Below are 14,285 nucleotides of genomic sequence, written 5' to 3'. Positions count from 1 at the left end.
ACTTTTTGGCAGAGTTCAGTGTGCCAGGAAAACGGGAACTGAAGATTGTTCCAGCATGTTGCGGGTTGCACCGCCAAGTATTGCTTCGCGGAAGCGCGAGTGACCGTAGGCACCCATTACGATCAAGTCAGATTCCGTGTCCGACGCATGACGGTTCAGAATATCTGACACGCGCGTCATGGTCTTGCTCAGCACATCGATCTCACACTTGACCCCGTGTCGGGCCAGCATCTGAGACAGCATTCCGCCCGGATCCGACCGGTCAGGGCCGTGGCGCGGAGGATCAATGACAACGATGCGGGCCAGTTCCGCCTGTTTCAGGAAGGGCAGAGCGCGCCGGACGGCGCACATCGCCTCGACGCTTTCATTCCAGGCGATCATTACATTGCGTGGCACTTTCATTGGCGGAGTGTCGTCCGGAACCACCAGAACCGGGCAATGGCCTTCAAACATTGCGGACTCGATGATGGGTTCAGCTTCGGCCCCGCGATCTTTTCCATAGGGGTGCGGTAAAACCACAAGATCCGAAAACCGGGCCCGATGCGCGACATGGCGTCCGATGTCAGCGATCTGCGCTACACCATGTTCAGCAGACCAGCGAACGCCGGATTTACCCAAATAGTCTTGGGCAAATGCCAGCACCTCCTGCGCCTCGGTGTTGGCTCGGCTGAGCGTCTCCTGAACGATCAGGGCGTTCGCTCCGGCATAGTAATAGCCGGTCTGGCTGCGATCGACACCAAGGCACAGCGCCTCGGCATGGGCATCCTGCGACTCTGCCAGCGCTATAACCTGAGCCAATGCAGGCTCAGCCGTTTGCGTTTCGGTCATGACAGTGAGAATAGATTTGTACGCCATTTCGACCTCTTAGTTCGGGCATATGGTCTCATGTGACCGGTTGGCCCCTTTCATCCTTTATGCGTGTCACAGAAAACGCGGAACTGTCTTGATACAGATCAAAGCAATAGCGGCTGTCGTGCTTCAGAACGGCAGCCAGTCAAATAGGTTTCGCGTGTCAAAAGAATCAAAACCGCGCGAAGCACGGCAAAGGGACGCAATATGTCGAATTACATCAAGCTGATCGTGCTTGGTCTGGTCGTGGTGTTTGCCGCCATCGGATCAAATTATGCACGCGATTTGGCGTATCAGGTGCATGCGATTCTGGTGATGCTTATCGCCGGTGGATTGTTCATCTGGACGCTTCGAAACACAGAAGAGCCAGATATTCTTGTCGATCGCTCGGGCGAATACATGGATGACGTGATCCGCTACGGCGTGATCGCAACGGCCTTTTGGGGTGTGGTAGGGTTCCTGGCTGGAACCTTTATTGCGTTCCAACTGGCGTTTCCGGTGCTCAACTTCGAATGGGCCCAAGGGTATCTGAACTTTGGACGTTTGCGTCCGCTGCACACCTCGGCGGTGATTTTTGCATTTGGCGGTAACGCGCTGATCGCAACGTCGTTCTACGTGGTGCAGCGCACCAGCGCCGCGCGTCTGTGGGGTGGAAACCTCGCATGGTTCGTGTTCTGGGGCTATCAACTGTTCATCGTGCTGGCCGCGACCGGTTACATTCTGGGCGGTACTCAGTCGAAAGAATATGCCGAACCTGAATGGTATGTGGACCTGTGGCTGACCGTTGTTTGGGTCGCTTACCTTGCTGTCTATCTGGGCACGATCATCAAGCGGAAAGAACCCCACATCTATGTGGCAAACTGGTTCTATCTGGCGTTCATCGTGACCGTTGCGATGCTGCACCTGGTCAACAACATGACCATTCCGGTCAGCATCTGGGGTTCGAAGTCGGTCATCGTCTGGTCGGGTGTTCAAGACGCCATGATCCAGTGGTGGTATGGCCACAACGCTGTGGGCTTCTTCCTGACCGCGGGCTTCCTGGGCATGATGTACTACTTCATTCCGAAACAGGCCGAGCGTCCGGTCTTCTCGTACAAGCTGTCGATCATCCACTTCTGGGCACTGATCTTCCTGTACATCTGGGCTGGTCCGCACCACCTGCACTATACCGCGCTGCCTGACTGGGCCTCGACGCTGGGCATGGTGTTCTCGGTGATCCTGTGGATGCCGTCCTGGGGTGGTATGATCAATGGCCTGATGACCCTGTCGGGTGCATGGGACAAGCTGCGCACCGACCCGGTGATCCGGATGATGGTGATCTCGGTCGGCTTCTACGGCATGTCCACCTTTGAAGGCCCGATGATGTCGATCCGCGCAGTAAACTCGCTGAGCCACTACACCGACTGGACCATTGGTCACGTGCACTCGGGCGCGCTGGGTTGGAACGGCATGATCACCTTTGGTGCGCTGTACTTCCTGGTACCTGTCCTGTGGAAGCGCGAGCGTCTGTACTCGCTGCAGATGGTCAGCTGGCACTTCTGGCTCGCCACCATCGGCATCGTGCTCTACGCCGCTTCGATGTGGGTCACCGGTATCATGGAAGGCCTGATGTGGCGTGAAGTGGATGCCAACGGCTTCTTGGTGAACTCGTTCGCCGACACCGTGGCCGCCAAATTCCCGATGTATGTGGTGCGTGCGCTGGGCGGTGTCCTGTTCGTCGCTGGCTCGGTCATCATGTGCTACAACCTGTGGATGACTGTACGTAAAGCGCCGGCCAAAGAGGCCAGCCTGACCGTCGCAGTCCCGGCTGAATAAGGAGGGCCGGAGCAATGGCAATTCTCGACAAACACAAGATCCTCGAGACCAACGCGACCCTCCTGCTGATCTTCAGCTTCCTGGTCGTAACCATCGGTGGCATCGTTCAGATCACCCCGCTGTTCTACCTTGAGAACACCATCGAAAAGGTGGAGGGCATGCGCCCTTACACCCCACTCGAAATGGCGGGTCGTGAGATCTATCTGCGTGAAGGCTGCTATGTCTGCCACAGCCAGATGATCCGCCCGATGCGGGATGAGGTTGAGCGCTATGGCCACTACTCGCTGGCGGCTGAGTCGATGTATGACCACCCGTTCCAGTGGGGGTCCAAGCGTACCGGACCTGATCTGGCGCGTGTTGGTGGCCGTTACTCGGACGACTGGCATGTGCGCCATCTGCGCGATGCACAATCGGTGGTGCCGGAATCGGTGATGCCCAAGTATGGCTTCCTCGAAACCCGCAAGATCGACGGAGAGTATATCGGTGACATCATGGCTGCCAACGCTTTGGTGGGAACGCCCTATACCGAAGACATGCTGGAGAACGCCGTGGCAGATTTCCGCGCGCAGGCCGATCCGGACAGCGACTATGACGGGTTGCTGGAACGCTATGGCGATAAAGTCAACGTGCGCAACTTCGACGGCCAGTCTGATCTGACCGAAGCCGACGCGCTGATCGCTTACCTGCAAATGCTGGGCACGCTGGTCGATTTCTCGACCTTCACCCCGGACGCAAGCCGCTAAGGAGGGTGTGATGGAAGAATATACACTCCTACGGCAGTTCGCGGATAGCTGGATGCTGCTTTTGTTGTTCGTCTTCTTTATCGGCATCATCATCTGGGTATTCCGCCCCGGTGCCAGCAAAGAATACAACGACACCGCCAACATCCCGTTCCGGCATCAAGACAAACCCGCCACATCCAAGGAGGCGCGGCAATGAGCAAGACACCTGAAAAACAGCCGGGTGATCCGAATACAACCGGTCATTCCTGGGATGGGATCGAGGAATTCGACAACCCGATGCCGCGCTGGTGGCTATGGACGTTCTATGCGACCATTTTCTGGGGTCTGATCTATACGATCATGTATCCGGCATGGCCGCTGGTTCAATCTGCAACAGCAGGGGTTCTGGGGTGGTCCTCGCGTGAGCTGGTTCAGCAGGAGCTGGTTTCGTTCGAAGAGGCAAACGCCCCTTGGAATGCCAAGCTGGTAGAGACATCGCTCGAGGATATCTCGAAGGACCCCGAGTTGCAGCAATACGCCGTGAACTCTGGCGGGGCCGTATTCCGCACCTGGTGCGCACAGTGCCACGGTTCCGGTGCTCAAGGCGCGCCCGGCTTCCCCAACCTGTTGGACGATGCATGGCTGTGGGGCGGTTCGCTTGAAGATATCGAGTACACCGTTGCCTATGGTATCCGGAACGAAGAAAGCGACGATGCGCGCTATTCTGAAATGCCGGCCTTTGGTGAGATTCTCGAAAGCGAAGAGATCACCCAGGTTGTCCAATACGTCATGTCTCTGACCAATGCGCAGACCGACGACGCGGCGGCGCAAGCGGGCAAAGTTGTCTTCGATGACAACTGTGCTGCCTGCCACGGCGAAAACGGCCAGGGCGACGTATTCCAGGGTGCTCCGAACCTGACGGACGCAATCTGGCTTTACGGCGGCAGTGAAGAAGCTCTGACTGAAACGGTCACATACAGCCGCTTTGGCGTGATGCCCCCGTGGGAAAATCGTCTGACCGACGCGCAGATCCGCGCTGTCACGGCCTATGTCCACCAGTTGGGTGGTGGTCAGTAAGTTTAAAGGAACACTTTCGGGCGGTTCGCTGCCCGAAAGTTGTGGCACCGGCTGTTCCATCTGTTCGCGCGTTTCCTGAACAGCCGGTGCCTTATTTTCCAACAAACCACCTTACAGACCTACAGCCCGCTTTCGTGGGGCTATTGGGGGCGTTCTTACGGCCCGAGTCTCAGGCTGCGACAATTGGTCGGCCTGAAGCGCGTGGTTTATAAGCGTCGTGATCGGTATCGCGACAATAGCCGGTTTTCTGTTAGAATACGTGAATAATTGGTTAAAAAAACGTCTACTCCGACATCTCAGAGGTCGGTTCATCTTCAAAAGATGTGTGTTCGATGCGCGTTTTGACCCATGTCAAAGTTCGCTTGCCCGTGATCTGGAACAAGACGCCTTCAGAAGACCCATTAGTGGAGCCAGCCAGTGAGCGATTCCGATCCTGCCCCCAGCCTTTACGCAGCCAGAGAGCCGATCTTTCCAAGACGTGTCTCAGGGCCGTTTCGGAACCTGAAATGGATCATTCTTATAGTGACACTGGGCATCTACTACGTGACCCCGTGGATCAGGTGGGATCGCGGCCCCAGCCTGCCGGATCAGGCGGTACTGTTGGATCTGGCGAACCGACGGTTTTATTTTTTCTGGATCGAAATCTGGCCACATGAATTCTACTTTGTCGCCGGTCTGCTGATCATGGCCGGCCTTGGCCTGTTTCTGTTCACTTCGGCCCTTGGGCGCGTCTGGTGTGGCTATGCCTGCCCGCAAACAGTCTGGACCGACCTTTTCATACTGGTCGAGCGTTGGATCGAAGGGGATCGAAATGCTCGTCTGCGCCTGCACCGCCAAGAAAAGCTGGATTTCCGCAAGGCTCGCCTACGGATCACCAAATGGATCGTTTGGTTCTTGATTGGCTTGGCGACGGGCGGGGCCTGGGTATTCTATTTTGCAGACGCCCCGACGCTTTTGATGGATCTGGTCACTGGCAACGCGCATCCGGTCGCGTACACAACGATGCTGATCCTGACGGGCACTACCTTTTTCTTTGGCGGTTTCGCCCGCGAACAGATCTGCATCTACGCTTGCCCATGGCCCCGCATTCAAGCGGCAATGATGGACGAAGACACACTGGTTGTCGGTTACCGCGAATGGCGGGGCGAGCCACGCGGCAAGGGTAAACGGACTGCAGATTCCGAATTGGGGGATTGCATCGACTGTATGGCCTGCGTGAATGTCTGCCCTGTTGGGATCGACATTCGCGATGGACAGCAGCTTGAATGCATCACCTGCGCCCTGTGTATTGATGCCTGTGACGACATGATGGCCAAGATCGGTAAGCCGCGTGGGCTGATCGATTACATGGCCCTCAGCGATGAAACGAGAGAGCGGTCCGGCCAGCCGCCCAAAAGCGTGTGGAAGCATATCTTCCGGGCCCGCACGATCATGTACACGTCCCTGTGGTCGCTGGTTGGCTTTGCCCTGCTCTTTGCGCTGTTCATTCGCTCGGATATCGATTTGACTGTTGCGCCGGTCCGCAACCCGACATTTGTAACCCTGTCTGATGGAACGATCCGCAACACTTATGATGTGCGGCTACGTAACAAACATGGCGAAGATCGTCTGTTCACCCTGTCTCTGACCGGAGATCCGGCTATGCGGCTGGAAATCGAAGGCACGAACCTGCACACTGTGAATGTGCCGGCAGATACAGCACAATTGACTCGTGTATATATTATCTCGTCCCGCGACACGGGCCCAGCCGGAGCGGATTCAACGCCGGTCCGCATCTGGGTTGAAGATCTGAGCAGCGGTGAGCGGGCCTATAAGGACACCACGTTTAACGGACGGGGGAATTGATCATGGCGGAACGGAAATTCACCGGAAAACACGCTTTGGCGGTGTTTGTGGGCGCCTTTGGCGTGATCATCGCCGTGAACCTTGTTCTGGCCTACAGCGCGGTCAAAACCTTTCCGGGGCTTGAGGTCAAGAATTCATACGTGGCCAGTCAGGAGTTCAACGAACGTTTGAAAGAGCAACAAGCGCTGGGGTGGACCGTACGGGCTGAAACCAAGGGCGGGTTGCTGATCCTGCACATCACCGATGAAAGTGGTGCGCCGGTTCAGGTCAGCGAGTTGCAGGCTGTTGTGGGCCGCGCGACTCATGTCCGCGAGGATTTCGTGCCGGATTTCACCTTTGACGGAACGGCCTACGCCACGCCGGCCACGTTGGGCGAGGGCAACTGGAACATTCGTCTGGTGGCGCGGGACAGTGATGGCGCGGAATTTTCGCAGCGCGTTCCGCTGTATGTGAAGGGGTAAGCGATGACGGCGCAGCTTTCTTCCGGCACCGCAGCCTGCCCGGGCTGCCTTGCAGCCCCGGCGGAACCCGCCCGGTCGATTCCGGAGGATGTGCAGATAGCCCTGTCTTTGCCGGGTATTCACTGCTCGGCCTGTATTGCGACCGTCGAAAGGGAACTGAACGCGCATCCCGGTGTTGAAAATGCACGGGTGAACCTAACCCTGAAACGCGCGATGATCAAAGCAACGCCTGAAACACGTGCTGTCGATCTGATCCCAGTGCTTGAGAAAGCCGGTTTTGAAGCGCACGAGCTTGATCCGGGCGCCTTGTCGGCCACTCAGACGGACAAGGCAGGGCGTGACTTACTGATGCGCCTGGCGGTGGCCGGGTTTGCTTCCATGAACGTCATGCTGTTGTCGGTTTCGGTCTGGTCCGGGGCCACTGACGCCACGCGGGACATGTTCCACTGGATTTCTGCCGCGATTGCTCTGCCTGCCATCGCGTTTTCAGCCCAGCCCTTCTTTGCCAATGCGTGGAGCGCCTTGCGGGTGCGCCGCCTGAACATGGATGTGCCAATTGTGTTGGCGATCTTGTTGGCGCTGGTCACATCGCTTTGGGAAACCGCGTTGAGTGGCGAACATGCCTATTTCGATGCGGCCCTGACCCTGACCTTCTTCCTGCTGGCCGGTCGTTATCTGGATTACCGCACCCGTGCCGCAGCCCGATCCGCGGCCGAAGAACTGACCGCGCTTGAGGTGCCGCGCGCGATCCGTTTGGTGGATGGCGTAGAAAATGAAATTGCAGTTGCTGATCTGAAAGTAGGCGATTTGATCCTTGTGCGCCCCGGCGGTCGGATGCCAGTGGACGGTGAGATTGTGTCGGGCCAGTCCGAACTCGACCGCTCGCTACTGACCGGAGAAACGGTGCCTGTATTTGCCGAAATCGGCCAGTTGGTCAGTGCAGGTGAGGTCAACCTGACTGGTCCTTTGACATTGCGCGCAACTGCGGTGGGCGAGGATACGTCGCTGCACCGCATGGCGGATCTGGTGGCCATCGCTGAATCCGGTCGGTCGCGTTATACTTCTTTGGCCGACAAGGCGGCCAAGCTTTATGCGCCGGGCGTTCACATCCTATCAGCGCTCAGCTTTCTGGGCTGGTACATTTATTCCGGCGATATCCGCACGGCGTTGAATATCGCGGCGGCGGTTCTGATTATCACCTGCCCATGTGCTCTGGGTCTGGCCGTTCCAGCGGTGACAACGGCGGCGTCTGGCCGGTTGTTCCGCAAAGGTATGTTGATCAAACATGCAACCGCGTTGGAGCGTTTGTCCGAGGCTGACACGGTGGTGTTCGACAAAACAGGCACTCTGACATCCGGTTCGCCGGAACTGGTCAACTTAGGGGATCATTCCCGCGCGAAGGTCGAAGTTGCCCTGGCGCTGGCCGAGGCGTCCGCACACCCATTGTCTGTGGCTTTGGCGAAAGCCGCGCGTGAGGCCGGGATCAAGCCTGCCAACGTGCGGGGCGTCGTTGAGGTTCCGGGTTACGGCACCGAAGGTGAATACCGTGGTCAACGCGTGCGTTTGGGCCGGGCCGCTTGGGTCGGCGCAGAGCAGGGCAGTGAAACCTCAGCCTGGCTGGCTATTGGCGATCATGCGCCTTTGGCCTTCCGGTTCTCGGATGCGTTGCGCCCGGGTGCGGCCGAGGCGGTCGACGCGTTGCGTGCCGCTGGCAAGCATGTGGTCCTGATGTCCGGCGACTCGCAGGGGGCCGTGCGCGCGTTGGCTGAAAAACTGGGGATCACAGATTGGATTGCCGAAGCTTTGCCGCAGGACAAGGCGCATCGCATTCAGGACCTCAGCGATAAGGGTCACCATGTCCTGATGGTGGGCGACGGTCTGAATGACACGGCGGCCTTGGCGGCGGCGCATGTTTCGATCTCACCGGCGTCAGCGTTGGATGCCGCACGGGTGGCGTCGGACATTGTGTTGTTGGGCAATGACCTTTCCCCCATCGCGGATGCTTGCGACACGGCGGTCAAAGCGACAAAACGCATTCGCGAAAACTTCCGCATCGCGACTGTCTACAACGTGATAGCCGTTCCATTGGCAGTGATTGGGCTTGCAACTCCATTGATCGCGGCGCTTGCGATGTCGACCTCGTCCATCACCGTGTCGCTCAATGCCCTGCGGTTGAGGTGAACCGGATGGAAGTTCTTGCCTACCTGATCCCGATTTCACTGTTGCTGGGCGGCGTTGGCCTGGTGGCTTTTGTCTACACTGTCCGGTCGAACCAGTATGAAGATCCTGAGGGCGACGCGCGCCGGATCCTGAGCGATGAATGGGACGATAAACCCAAACCCTGACCGCTCAGGGCAGAGTTGATCCAACTGCCCTTGAAATTGCCGCAATGCCCGGTTATGTCCGGGCCATCCGCTAGCAGAGAGAACACGCCAAATGGCCACCACCAACCCGATTCAGTTCATTCAGCAAGTCCGTGCCGAAGTGTCCAAGGTCGTCTGGCCGACCCGGCGCGAGGTGCTGTTGACCACGGTTATGGTTTTCATCATGGCGGCGCTTACGGCGGTCTTCTTTGCTTTGGTCGATCTGGGTATCCGGGGTGGCCTTCAGCTGATTCTGGGCGCGTTCAGCTAAGCGTGGAAACGCGGCTGCCCCCTTGCACAGCGGGCAATGTCAGAGTAGTTGACGCAGGACTATTCGGAATGGGCGTGTGGCGATTCGGGCTGCGCGCCGCTTTTTATTCCGGATAACGTGACAAGATTTTAATGACGGGTGTATCCGGCAAATCCGATACCCCGAAGACAGACAAGGACGACAGGTTCATGGCGAAACGGTGGTACTCGGTCAGCGTTCTTTCGAATTTCGAAAAGAAGATCGCAGAACAGATCCGCACGTCGGTGGCTGAACAGGGCCTTGAAGACGACATCGACGAAGTACTGGTGCCCACCGAAGAGGTGATCGAAGTGCGCCGCGGCAAGAAGGTCACGACCGAACGCCGCTTTATGCCCGGCTACGTTCTGGTGCATATGGAAATGTCAGATCAGGGCTATCACCTGATCAACTCGATCAACCGCGTGACCGGTTTCTTGGGCCCGCAAGGCCGCCCGATGCCGATGCGTGACGCCGAGGTGAACCAGATCCTCAACCGCGTTCAGGAAGGTGAAGAAGCGCCCAAGCTGATGATCACCTTCGAGGTCGGCGAGAAGGTCAAAGTCAACGACGGACCGTTCGAGGATTTCGACGGCATGGTCGAAGGTGTGGACGACGAAAACCAGAAACTGAAGGTCTCGGTTTCGATCTTTGGTCGCGAAACCCCGGTCGAGCTGGACTTTACGCAGGTTACGAAGCAGGGCTAATCGCTCTTCGCTTATTTTCGACGCCGCGCTGCCACGGGCAGCGCGGCGTTTTTTTTTTGACGATCGTTTATCAATCAACACCAAACAGCGATCCAGCCACACGGCCAGCCGTTTTTACGGCCGGCCCGGAATAAGCTCTTGTTCTTGAAGCACTGTCAGAATGTCGAGGATTGTCGAAGGGCTGACGTCCACTGAGCCTTCAAGGAGAACGCCAAGACCACCTTCTCCGATCTCGCGCGGGCCGCCTTTGTCGTAGGTTGGGTCAAGTGACGCAAGCTCTGCCGGCAGTTCCGGGCACAGCGGAGTGTCGTTCAGTGCAAGATCCACTGCAGCCAACATCAACTCCTTCACCGAGTCTAATGTGTCGTCTTCCAGCAGTTGCTCTCGCTGTTCTTCGGGGGCCGTAAGGGTAAGATCAATAAGCTTGAAATAGGCGCAGTTGTCCCGCACTTCGACAGTTGCTTCGGTGGATAGGCTTGCCAGTATCGCTCTTTTTTCTTCACCGCGTTCAAAGTTGCGTTCACCGGTGCGGCTGCATTCAAAAATCGTGATGGTCACGTCCCCATCCAGATCTATTACTTGGTCTTCGGCCTTAAAGCTCAAATCATCAAGTCTGACTTGCAGACCACAATTGTCGACGATCGCATTGTCAGCCAACCGCTCGGGCACAACCTTTTGAACTTCGCGCAGGTCGAGAAGGGCACCGACCCCGATCCGAGTGGGCGCAGCGGCGGTGAGGTTCAGATCAAGAGTATACGGCAGTTCGGTATCGCGAACCGGTAGTGTCGCGTCGATGACAAAGTCTACCTGCTGCGCGTCAGGGGCGCGAGGGCCCAGAACTGCTGCGATAAGGGCTGGAAGAATTAACCAAAGTCTCATTCAGCAAACTCCAACACACCAAGTTCTTTCAGCCCTGCAAGGACTTTCACTATCGTCTCGGCGCTTACATCGGCCGAACCGACAACAGCAGCGCCCAATCCTCCTGGCGCGATTTCGCGCGTTCCGCCGGATTCGTAATTCGGATCAAGTACAGAGAATTCTTCAGGTAATGGCGGACAAACCGGATTGGCCGCCAAAAACTCGCCGCCCTTTTCAAGGACAGCTTCATTTATTCGGTTGGTCAGCCCAAAAAGGTCGGTAACAGCTCCGATGAACCCACGCGGTCTGAGGTCAGCGCTTTCGATACTGAACGTAAGGCATTGGCCTTTAACCTCTGCCTTGGCGACAGCAGTTGCATCAACCGTGGCCCCGAAATACCGAAAGCCGGGTTCTTCATTTCGTTTGCACCGCGTAAACTGGGCGCGGGCTGAGCCTTCTACTTTAACGGTTTCACCTATTGCAGTGACATCTCGGATCTCGAGGTAAATCTGGCGTTTACAGCTTTCTTCCAAGGGGCCAGTCAGTATCTGAGGTGCCTTTTCCTGCAATCCACGCAAATCCATGAACGCTCGCAATCGCAGGCGGGTTGGGCTGGATTCCTCTAGACCGCCGTAGACGGTGAAGGGAACGGGAATATCGCGCAAAGGAACTTCCTTGGTCAGCTTGACTTGAAAGCGACCGGCATAGGTGGCGGGGTCAATTCCTGCCGTGTTGCGTGAAGCAGTGTTTTGGGGTGCTTCGGATTGGGCAGTTGTCTCGGACACTGCACCCTGATCCTGGGCGTTGCTGCCGCATCCGGGCACAATTGCGAAAAGAACACAAATCAGTAGCCCTTTGTTTAGTCGAGATGATGCCAACTCAGACCGCCCCTTCTATATCCAACCTGCCCTAAGATAACCGTCGGGGGTTCATAAGCAACTTATGTCTTTGAGAAATCTGTTTTACTTCTTACGCGGTTGTTGGTGTTCGGGAATGGTCAGGGCGCAAAACGGTTGTGTTGCGGTAATTCTTTAGTTGGTTTCCGACGTCTCGGGGCGACGCATACTGATCAGATGAGGATCAGATCAAACTGCGCATTAGTCAGATCAACAAGGTCCGCAAACATGCAAAAAACGCCGCGAAGCATCAGGCACCGCGACGTTGTTTGATGACGAATTACGTTTCATTCTTCTCGCTCTACTGCGCCTGAACCATAGCTGCGCGCAGCAGTTGTGGGCGGTCGGTCTGTGACGGTAGGAAAACAGCTTGCGATCCGGCATCCAGTGCCGAAAGGCTCGCATCGTACCACTGCATCGCCAGATCACGACGTTCTGGCACACCGAAGCCTTCGCGCAGGTGGTGGCCAATAAGCTCTCCGTAGGCGGGCTCACCCATTGCAACCAGCATCAGCGCAGACCCGACTGCGGTGTCCATATTGTCCTGACGGTAGCCGATCGCGAGGCAGACCTTGCTTGTTGCCGCAAGATCTTCGGGGCTAAGGCCGGAATCCAGCGCAAGCTTGCGCATCTGAGTTTCTGCATCAGTTTTTGAGTTTAGAGACAAGGCGACCACTTGCGGTGCCAACATATCGCCATACGAGTCGCACTGGGCCGTTACCTGATCCGGCGTCAGCCCTTGGATGTCCTGCATAAGCTCCTCGCCGCGGGCCATGGCATAGCTTCGGGCGAGGCAGAACTGCTCGCTGAGTGCAAAATCAGGATCAGACATGTTCGACAAAGTTGTATAACCGCCATTGGTCGATGTTTGAAGCATCACCCCGCTACAGCGATTGGCTAGCGATGGACCTCCGGTTCCTCCGGAAAACAGGCTTGGCAGGCTGGCAGATTTTGTCTCTGCGGTCTCGGTCTCCTGAGGGGTCGCGACTGGCGTGGTCGGTGCCGGTGCCTGAGGGGCTGCAGCCACGGCTGATCCGCTATGGAGTTTTTGGCGATAAGCCATAAGCAGCGGTTGGCCCGAAAGTTGCATAGTGGCTTGTCCGCCGCTTGTCGCCCAGTAATAGGCTTGCATCAGGAAATCATATTGATAGGGCTGGAAGTCATGGCCATTCACAGGATAGCCCATTGAAGCCTGGTAGCGTTCGATCGCCGATCGGGTGCCACGGCCGACCTGACCATCGACACGCCCGGCATTGTAGCCAAAATAGTTGAGCGCTGTTTGGGTTTGCGCACCTTGCGTGGTCGACGGAATGCCCGGTCGGTATGTCCGGGTGGATGACCGCGCTTTCTTTTTCTGCTGGTCCTTGCCTATCGCATATCCCACGACCCCGCCGACAACGGCTCCGCCGAGGAAATCGCCAGCGTCTGCTTGTGCTGTCTGAGGCGCGGTCGCAGCGAAAGAGACCGCGATGACAAGTGTTGCTGCTAATCGGAAAATCATAATTAACCTCCACCAAAAATAACTATTTTCACTAAGTATAACACAGCTGGGATCCGCACGGGTGTCCAAGCCCACGACCGTCTGAAGCTTGGGTAGTTTGCCCGCTGGTTTGCAGGTTGTGCGGCAGTGCTTTTTTCACTGCAGTTAAAGGCATTAACACTTTATTGCATTGTTGGGTGCTTAACGCCTGGCATCTCATTGAGGCGATCGGAGCGGACTTGTATCGGACGCTCGGCAAAGCCCAAGCCTTGCTTTGGACGCGAGGGTATTGATTCTATGATTTCCAATTGGAATCCAGACCACTTGCCAAGCTTCACATTCCCCTGTACACGCCGCCTCTATCGTCTTCGGGCGAGATTCTCTCGTGGGAGGTTTCTGGGATCGCGATCCCCGACCGGACCACGCAACATAATCTGGGCGGGACGCGTCCTGCCTAAGTTGAAAGGAAAACCAAATGGCCAAGAAGCTTGCTGGTACAATGAAGCTGCAGGTTCCTGCAGGTCAGGCGAACCCGTCGCCGCCAGTTGGTCCGGCGCTGGGTCAGCGCGGCATCAACATCATGGAATTCTGCAAGGCGTTCAACGCCAAGACAGCAGACATGGAGCCCGGCGCTCCTTGCCCGACCGTGATCACCTACTATCAGGACAAGTCCTTCACCATGGACATCAAGACGCCGCCCGCGTCTTACTACCTGAAAAAAGCAGCTGGTCTGAAGCCGGTCGGCAAGCGTAACCGCCCCCGTGGCGCGGAAAACCCAGGTCGTGAGACCGTGGCTACCGTGACCAGCAAGCAGGTTCGCGAAATCGCCGAAGCCAAAATGAAAGATCTGAACGCCAACGACGTCGAAGGCGCAATGCAGATCATCCTGGGCTCGGCCCGCTCTATGGGTATCGAGGTGAAGTAAG

At 56.9% G+C, this 14,285-nt stretch carries 15 protein-coding genes; 11 read left to right on the top strand and 4 right to left on the bottom strand.

All coding sequences use genetic code 11. The annotated features are described in order from the left end of the window. Positions 1-15: 15 nt before the first annotated feature. Positions 16-855: a universal stress protein gene (locus tag GS630_RS13905; protein WP_171180113.1), complete on the bottom strand. Its 840-nt coding sequence runs from the start codon at positions 853-855 to the stop codon at positions 16-18. Between the two features lie 201 nt (positions 856-1,056). On the opposite strand from GS630_RS13905, the gene ccoN reads away from it, so the two are divergent. The 10 genes from ccoN to nusG all read left to right on the top strand — a co-directional run bounded on the left by ccoN (position 1,057) and on the right by nusG (position 10,125). Continuing rightward, entirely contained in the window at positions 1,057-2,664 is a 1,608-nt protein-coding gene (ccoN, locus tag GS630_RS13900) for a cytochrome-c oxidase, cbb3-type subunit I (RefSeq protein WP_171095983.1), read from the top strand. A 14-nt stretch (positions 2,665-2,678) separates the two neighbouring features. Then, positions 2,679-3,407 (top strand): cytochrome-c oxidase, cbb3-type subunit II, encoded by a 729-nt coding sequence (gene ccoO, locus GS630_RS13895; RefSeq protein ID WP_171180111.1) that lies wholly within the window; start codon positions 2,679-2,681, stop codon positions 3,405-3,407. A 10-nt stretch (positions 3,408-3,417) separates the two neighbouring features. Beyond that, positions 3,418-3,603 carry a cbb3-type cytochrome c oxidase subunit 3 gene (locus GS630_RS13890; protein ID WP_171236024.1) on the top strand — a complete coding sequence of 62 codons (186 nt, stop codon included), beginning with the start codon at positions 3,418-3,420 and terminating at the stop codon, positions 3,601-3,603. Continuing rightward, a complete protein-coding gene (ccoP, locus tag GS630_RS13885) occupies positions 3,600-4,463 on the top strand; it encodes a cytochrome-c oxidase, cbb3-type subunit III (RefSeq protein ID WP_171180109.1) in 864 nt (287 codons plus the stop codon). The genes GS630_RS13890 and ccoP overlap by 4 nt, the downstream gene beginning before the upstream one ends. A 417-nt stretch (positions 4,464-4,880) precedes the next feature. Further along, entirely contained in the window at positions 4,881-6,308 is a 1,428-nt protein-coding gene (ccoG, locus tag GS630_RS13880; protein WP_171180107.1) for a cytochrome c oxidase accessory protein CcoG, read from the top strand. A 2-nt stretch (positions 6,309-6,310) separates the two neighbouring features. Beyond that, a complete protein-coding gene (locus GS630_RS13875) occupies positions 6,311-6,769 on the top strand; it encodes a FixH family protein (RefSeq protein ID WP_171236022.1) in 459 nt (152 codons plus the stop codon). Between the two features lie 3 nt (positions 6,770-6,772). Further along, entirely contained in the window at positions 6,773-8,950 is a 2,178-nt protein-coding gene (locus tag GS630_RS13870) for a heavy metal translocating P-type ATPase (protein WP_171180103.1), read from the top strand. A gap of 5 nt (positions 8,951-8,955) precedes the next feature. Beyond that, on the top strand, positions 8,956-9,114 hold the full coding sequence (ccoS, locus tag GS630_RS13865; protein ID WP_170596844.1) for a cbb3-type cytochrome oxidase assembly protein CcoS: 159 nt from the start codon (positions 8,956-8,958) through the stop codon (positions 9,112-9,114). A 91-nt stretch (positions 9,115-9,205) separates the two neighbouring features. Then, entirely contained in the window at positions 9,206-9,403 is a 198-nt protein-coding gene (secE, locus tag GS630_RS13860) for a preprotein translocase subunit SecE (protein ID WP_050605011.1), read from the top strand. 188 nt (positions 9,404-9,591) lie between these two features. After that, positions 9,592-10,125: a transcription termination/antitermination protein NusG gene (nusG, locus tag GS630_RS13855; RefSeq protein ID WP_170427716.1), complete on the top strand. Its 534-nt coding sequence runs from the start codon at positions 9,592-9,594 to the stop codon at positions 10,123-10,125. A 114-nt stretch (positions 10,126-10,239) separates the two neighbouring features. Here nusG and GS630_RS13850 read toward each other — a convergent pair whose 3' ends face one another. From GS630_RS13850 to GS630_RS13840, 3 genes are all read right to left on the bottom strand, one after another. Beyond that, positions 10,240-11,004 carry a hypothetical protein gene (locus tag GS630_RS13850; RefSeq protein WP_171180101.1) on the bottom strand — a complete coding sequence of 255 codons (765 nt, stop codon included), beginning with the start codon at positions 11,002-11,004 and terminating at the stop codon, positions 10,240-10,242. Continuing rightward, a complete protein-coding gene (locus tag GS630_RS13845) occupies positions 11,001-11,768 on the bottom strand; it encodes a hypothetical protein (protein WP_171180099.1) in 768 nt (255 codons plus the stop codon). Before GS630_RS13845 ends, GS630_RS13850 begins: the two co-directional genes overlap by 4 nt. Positions 11,769-12,180: 412 nt before the next feature. Further along, complete coding sequence (locus GS630_RS13840) at positions 12,181-13,380, bottom strand: peptidoglycan-binding domain-containing protein (protein ID WP_171180096.1); 1,200 nt, start codon at positions 13,378-13,380, stop codon at positions 12,181-12,183. A gap of 454 nt (positions 13,381-13,834) precedes the next feature. On the opposite strand from GS630_RS13840, the gene rplK reads away from it, so the two are divergent. After that, the gene (rplK, locus tag GS630_RS13835; protein ID WP_010440985.1) at positions 13,835-14,284 is read left to right on the top strand and encodes a 50S ribosomal protein L11; all 450 of its coding nucleotides are present in this window, start codon (positions 13,835-13,837) and stop codon (positions 14,282-14,284) included. Position 14,285 lies beyond the last annotated feature (1 nt).

It is taken from the genome of Ruegeria sp. HKCCD7303 (assembly GCF_013111185.1).
Lineage (GTDB): Bacteria > Pseudomonadota > Alphaproteobacteria > Rhodobacterales > Rhodobacteraceae > Ruegeria.
Note: the sequence above shows the minus strand (reverse complement) of the source record. Positions and strands in the feature narration are given on the sequence as shown.

Excerpts from the sequence above, each read along its gene's own strand:
- GS630_RS13905 (WP_171180113.1), bottom strand. The coding sequence starts at position 855 with ATGGCGTACAAATCTATTCTCACTGTCATGACCGAAACGCAAACGGCT.
- ccoN (WP_171095983.1), top strand. The coding sequence starts at position 1,057 with ATGTCGAATTACATCAAGCTGATCGTGCTTGGTCTGGTCGTGGTGTTT.
- ccoO (WP_171180111.1), top strand. The coding sequence starts at position 2,679 with ATGGCAATTCTCGACAAACACAAGATCCTCGAGACCAACGCGACCCTC.
- GS630_RS13890 (WP_171236024.1), top strand. The coding sequence starts at position 3,418 with ATGGAAGAATATACACTCCTACGGCAGTTCGCGGATAGCTGGATGCTG.
- ccoP (WP_171180109.1), top strand. The coding sequence starts at position 3,600 with ATGAGCAAGACACCTGAAAAACAGCCGGGTGATCCGAATACAACCGGT.
- GS630_RS13875 (WP_171236022.1), top strand. The coding sequence starts at position 6,311 with ATGGCGGAACGGAAATTCACCGGAAAACACGCTTTGGCGGTGTTTGTG.
- GS630_RS13870 (WP_171180103.1), top strand. The coding sequence starts at position 6,773 with ATGACGGCGCAGCTTTCTTCCGGCACCGCAGCCTGCCCGGGCTGCCTT.
- ccoS (WP_170596844.1), top strand. The coding sequence starts at position 8,956 with ATGGAAGTTCTTGCCTACCTGATCCCGATTTCACTGTTGCTGGGCGGC.
- secE (WP_050605011.1), top strand. The coding sequence starts at position 9,206 with ATGGCCACCACCAACCCGATTCAGTTCATTCAGCAAGTCCGTGCCGAA.
- nusG (WP_170427716.1), top strand. The coding sequence starts at position 9,592 with ATGGCGAAACGGTGGTACTCGGTCAGCGTTCTTTCGAATTTCGAAAAG.
- GS630_RS13850 (WP_171180101.1), bottom strand. The coding sequence starts at position 11,004 with ATGAGACTTTGGTTAATTCTTCCAGCCCTTATCGCAGCAGTTCTGGGC.
- GS630_RS13840 (WP_171180096.1), bottom strand. The coding sequence starts at position 13,380 with ATGATTTTCCGATTAGCAGCAACACTTGTCATCGCGGTCTCTTTCGCT.
- rplK (WP_010440985.1), top strand. The coding sequence starts at position 13,835 with ATGGCCAAGAAGCTTGCTGGTACAATGAAGCTGCAGGTTCCTGCAGGT.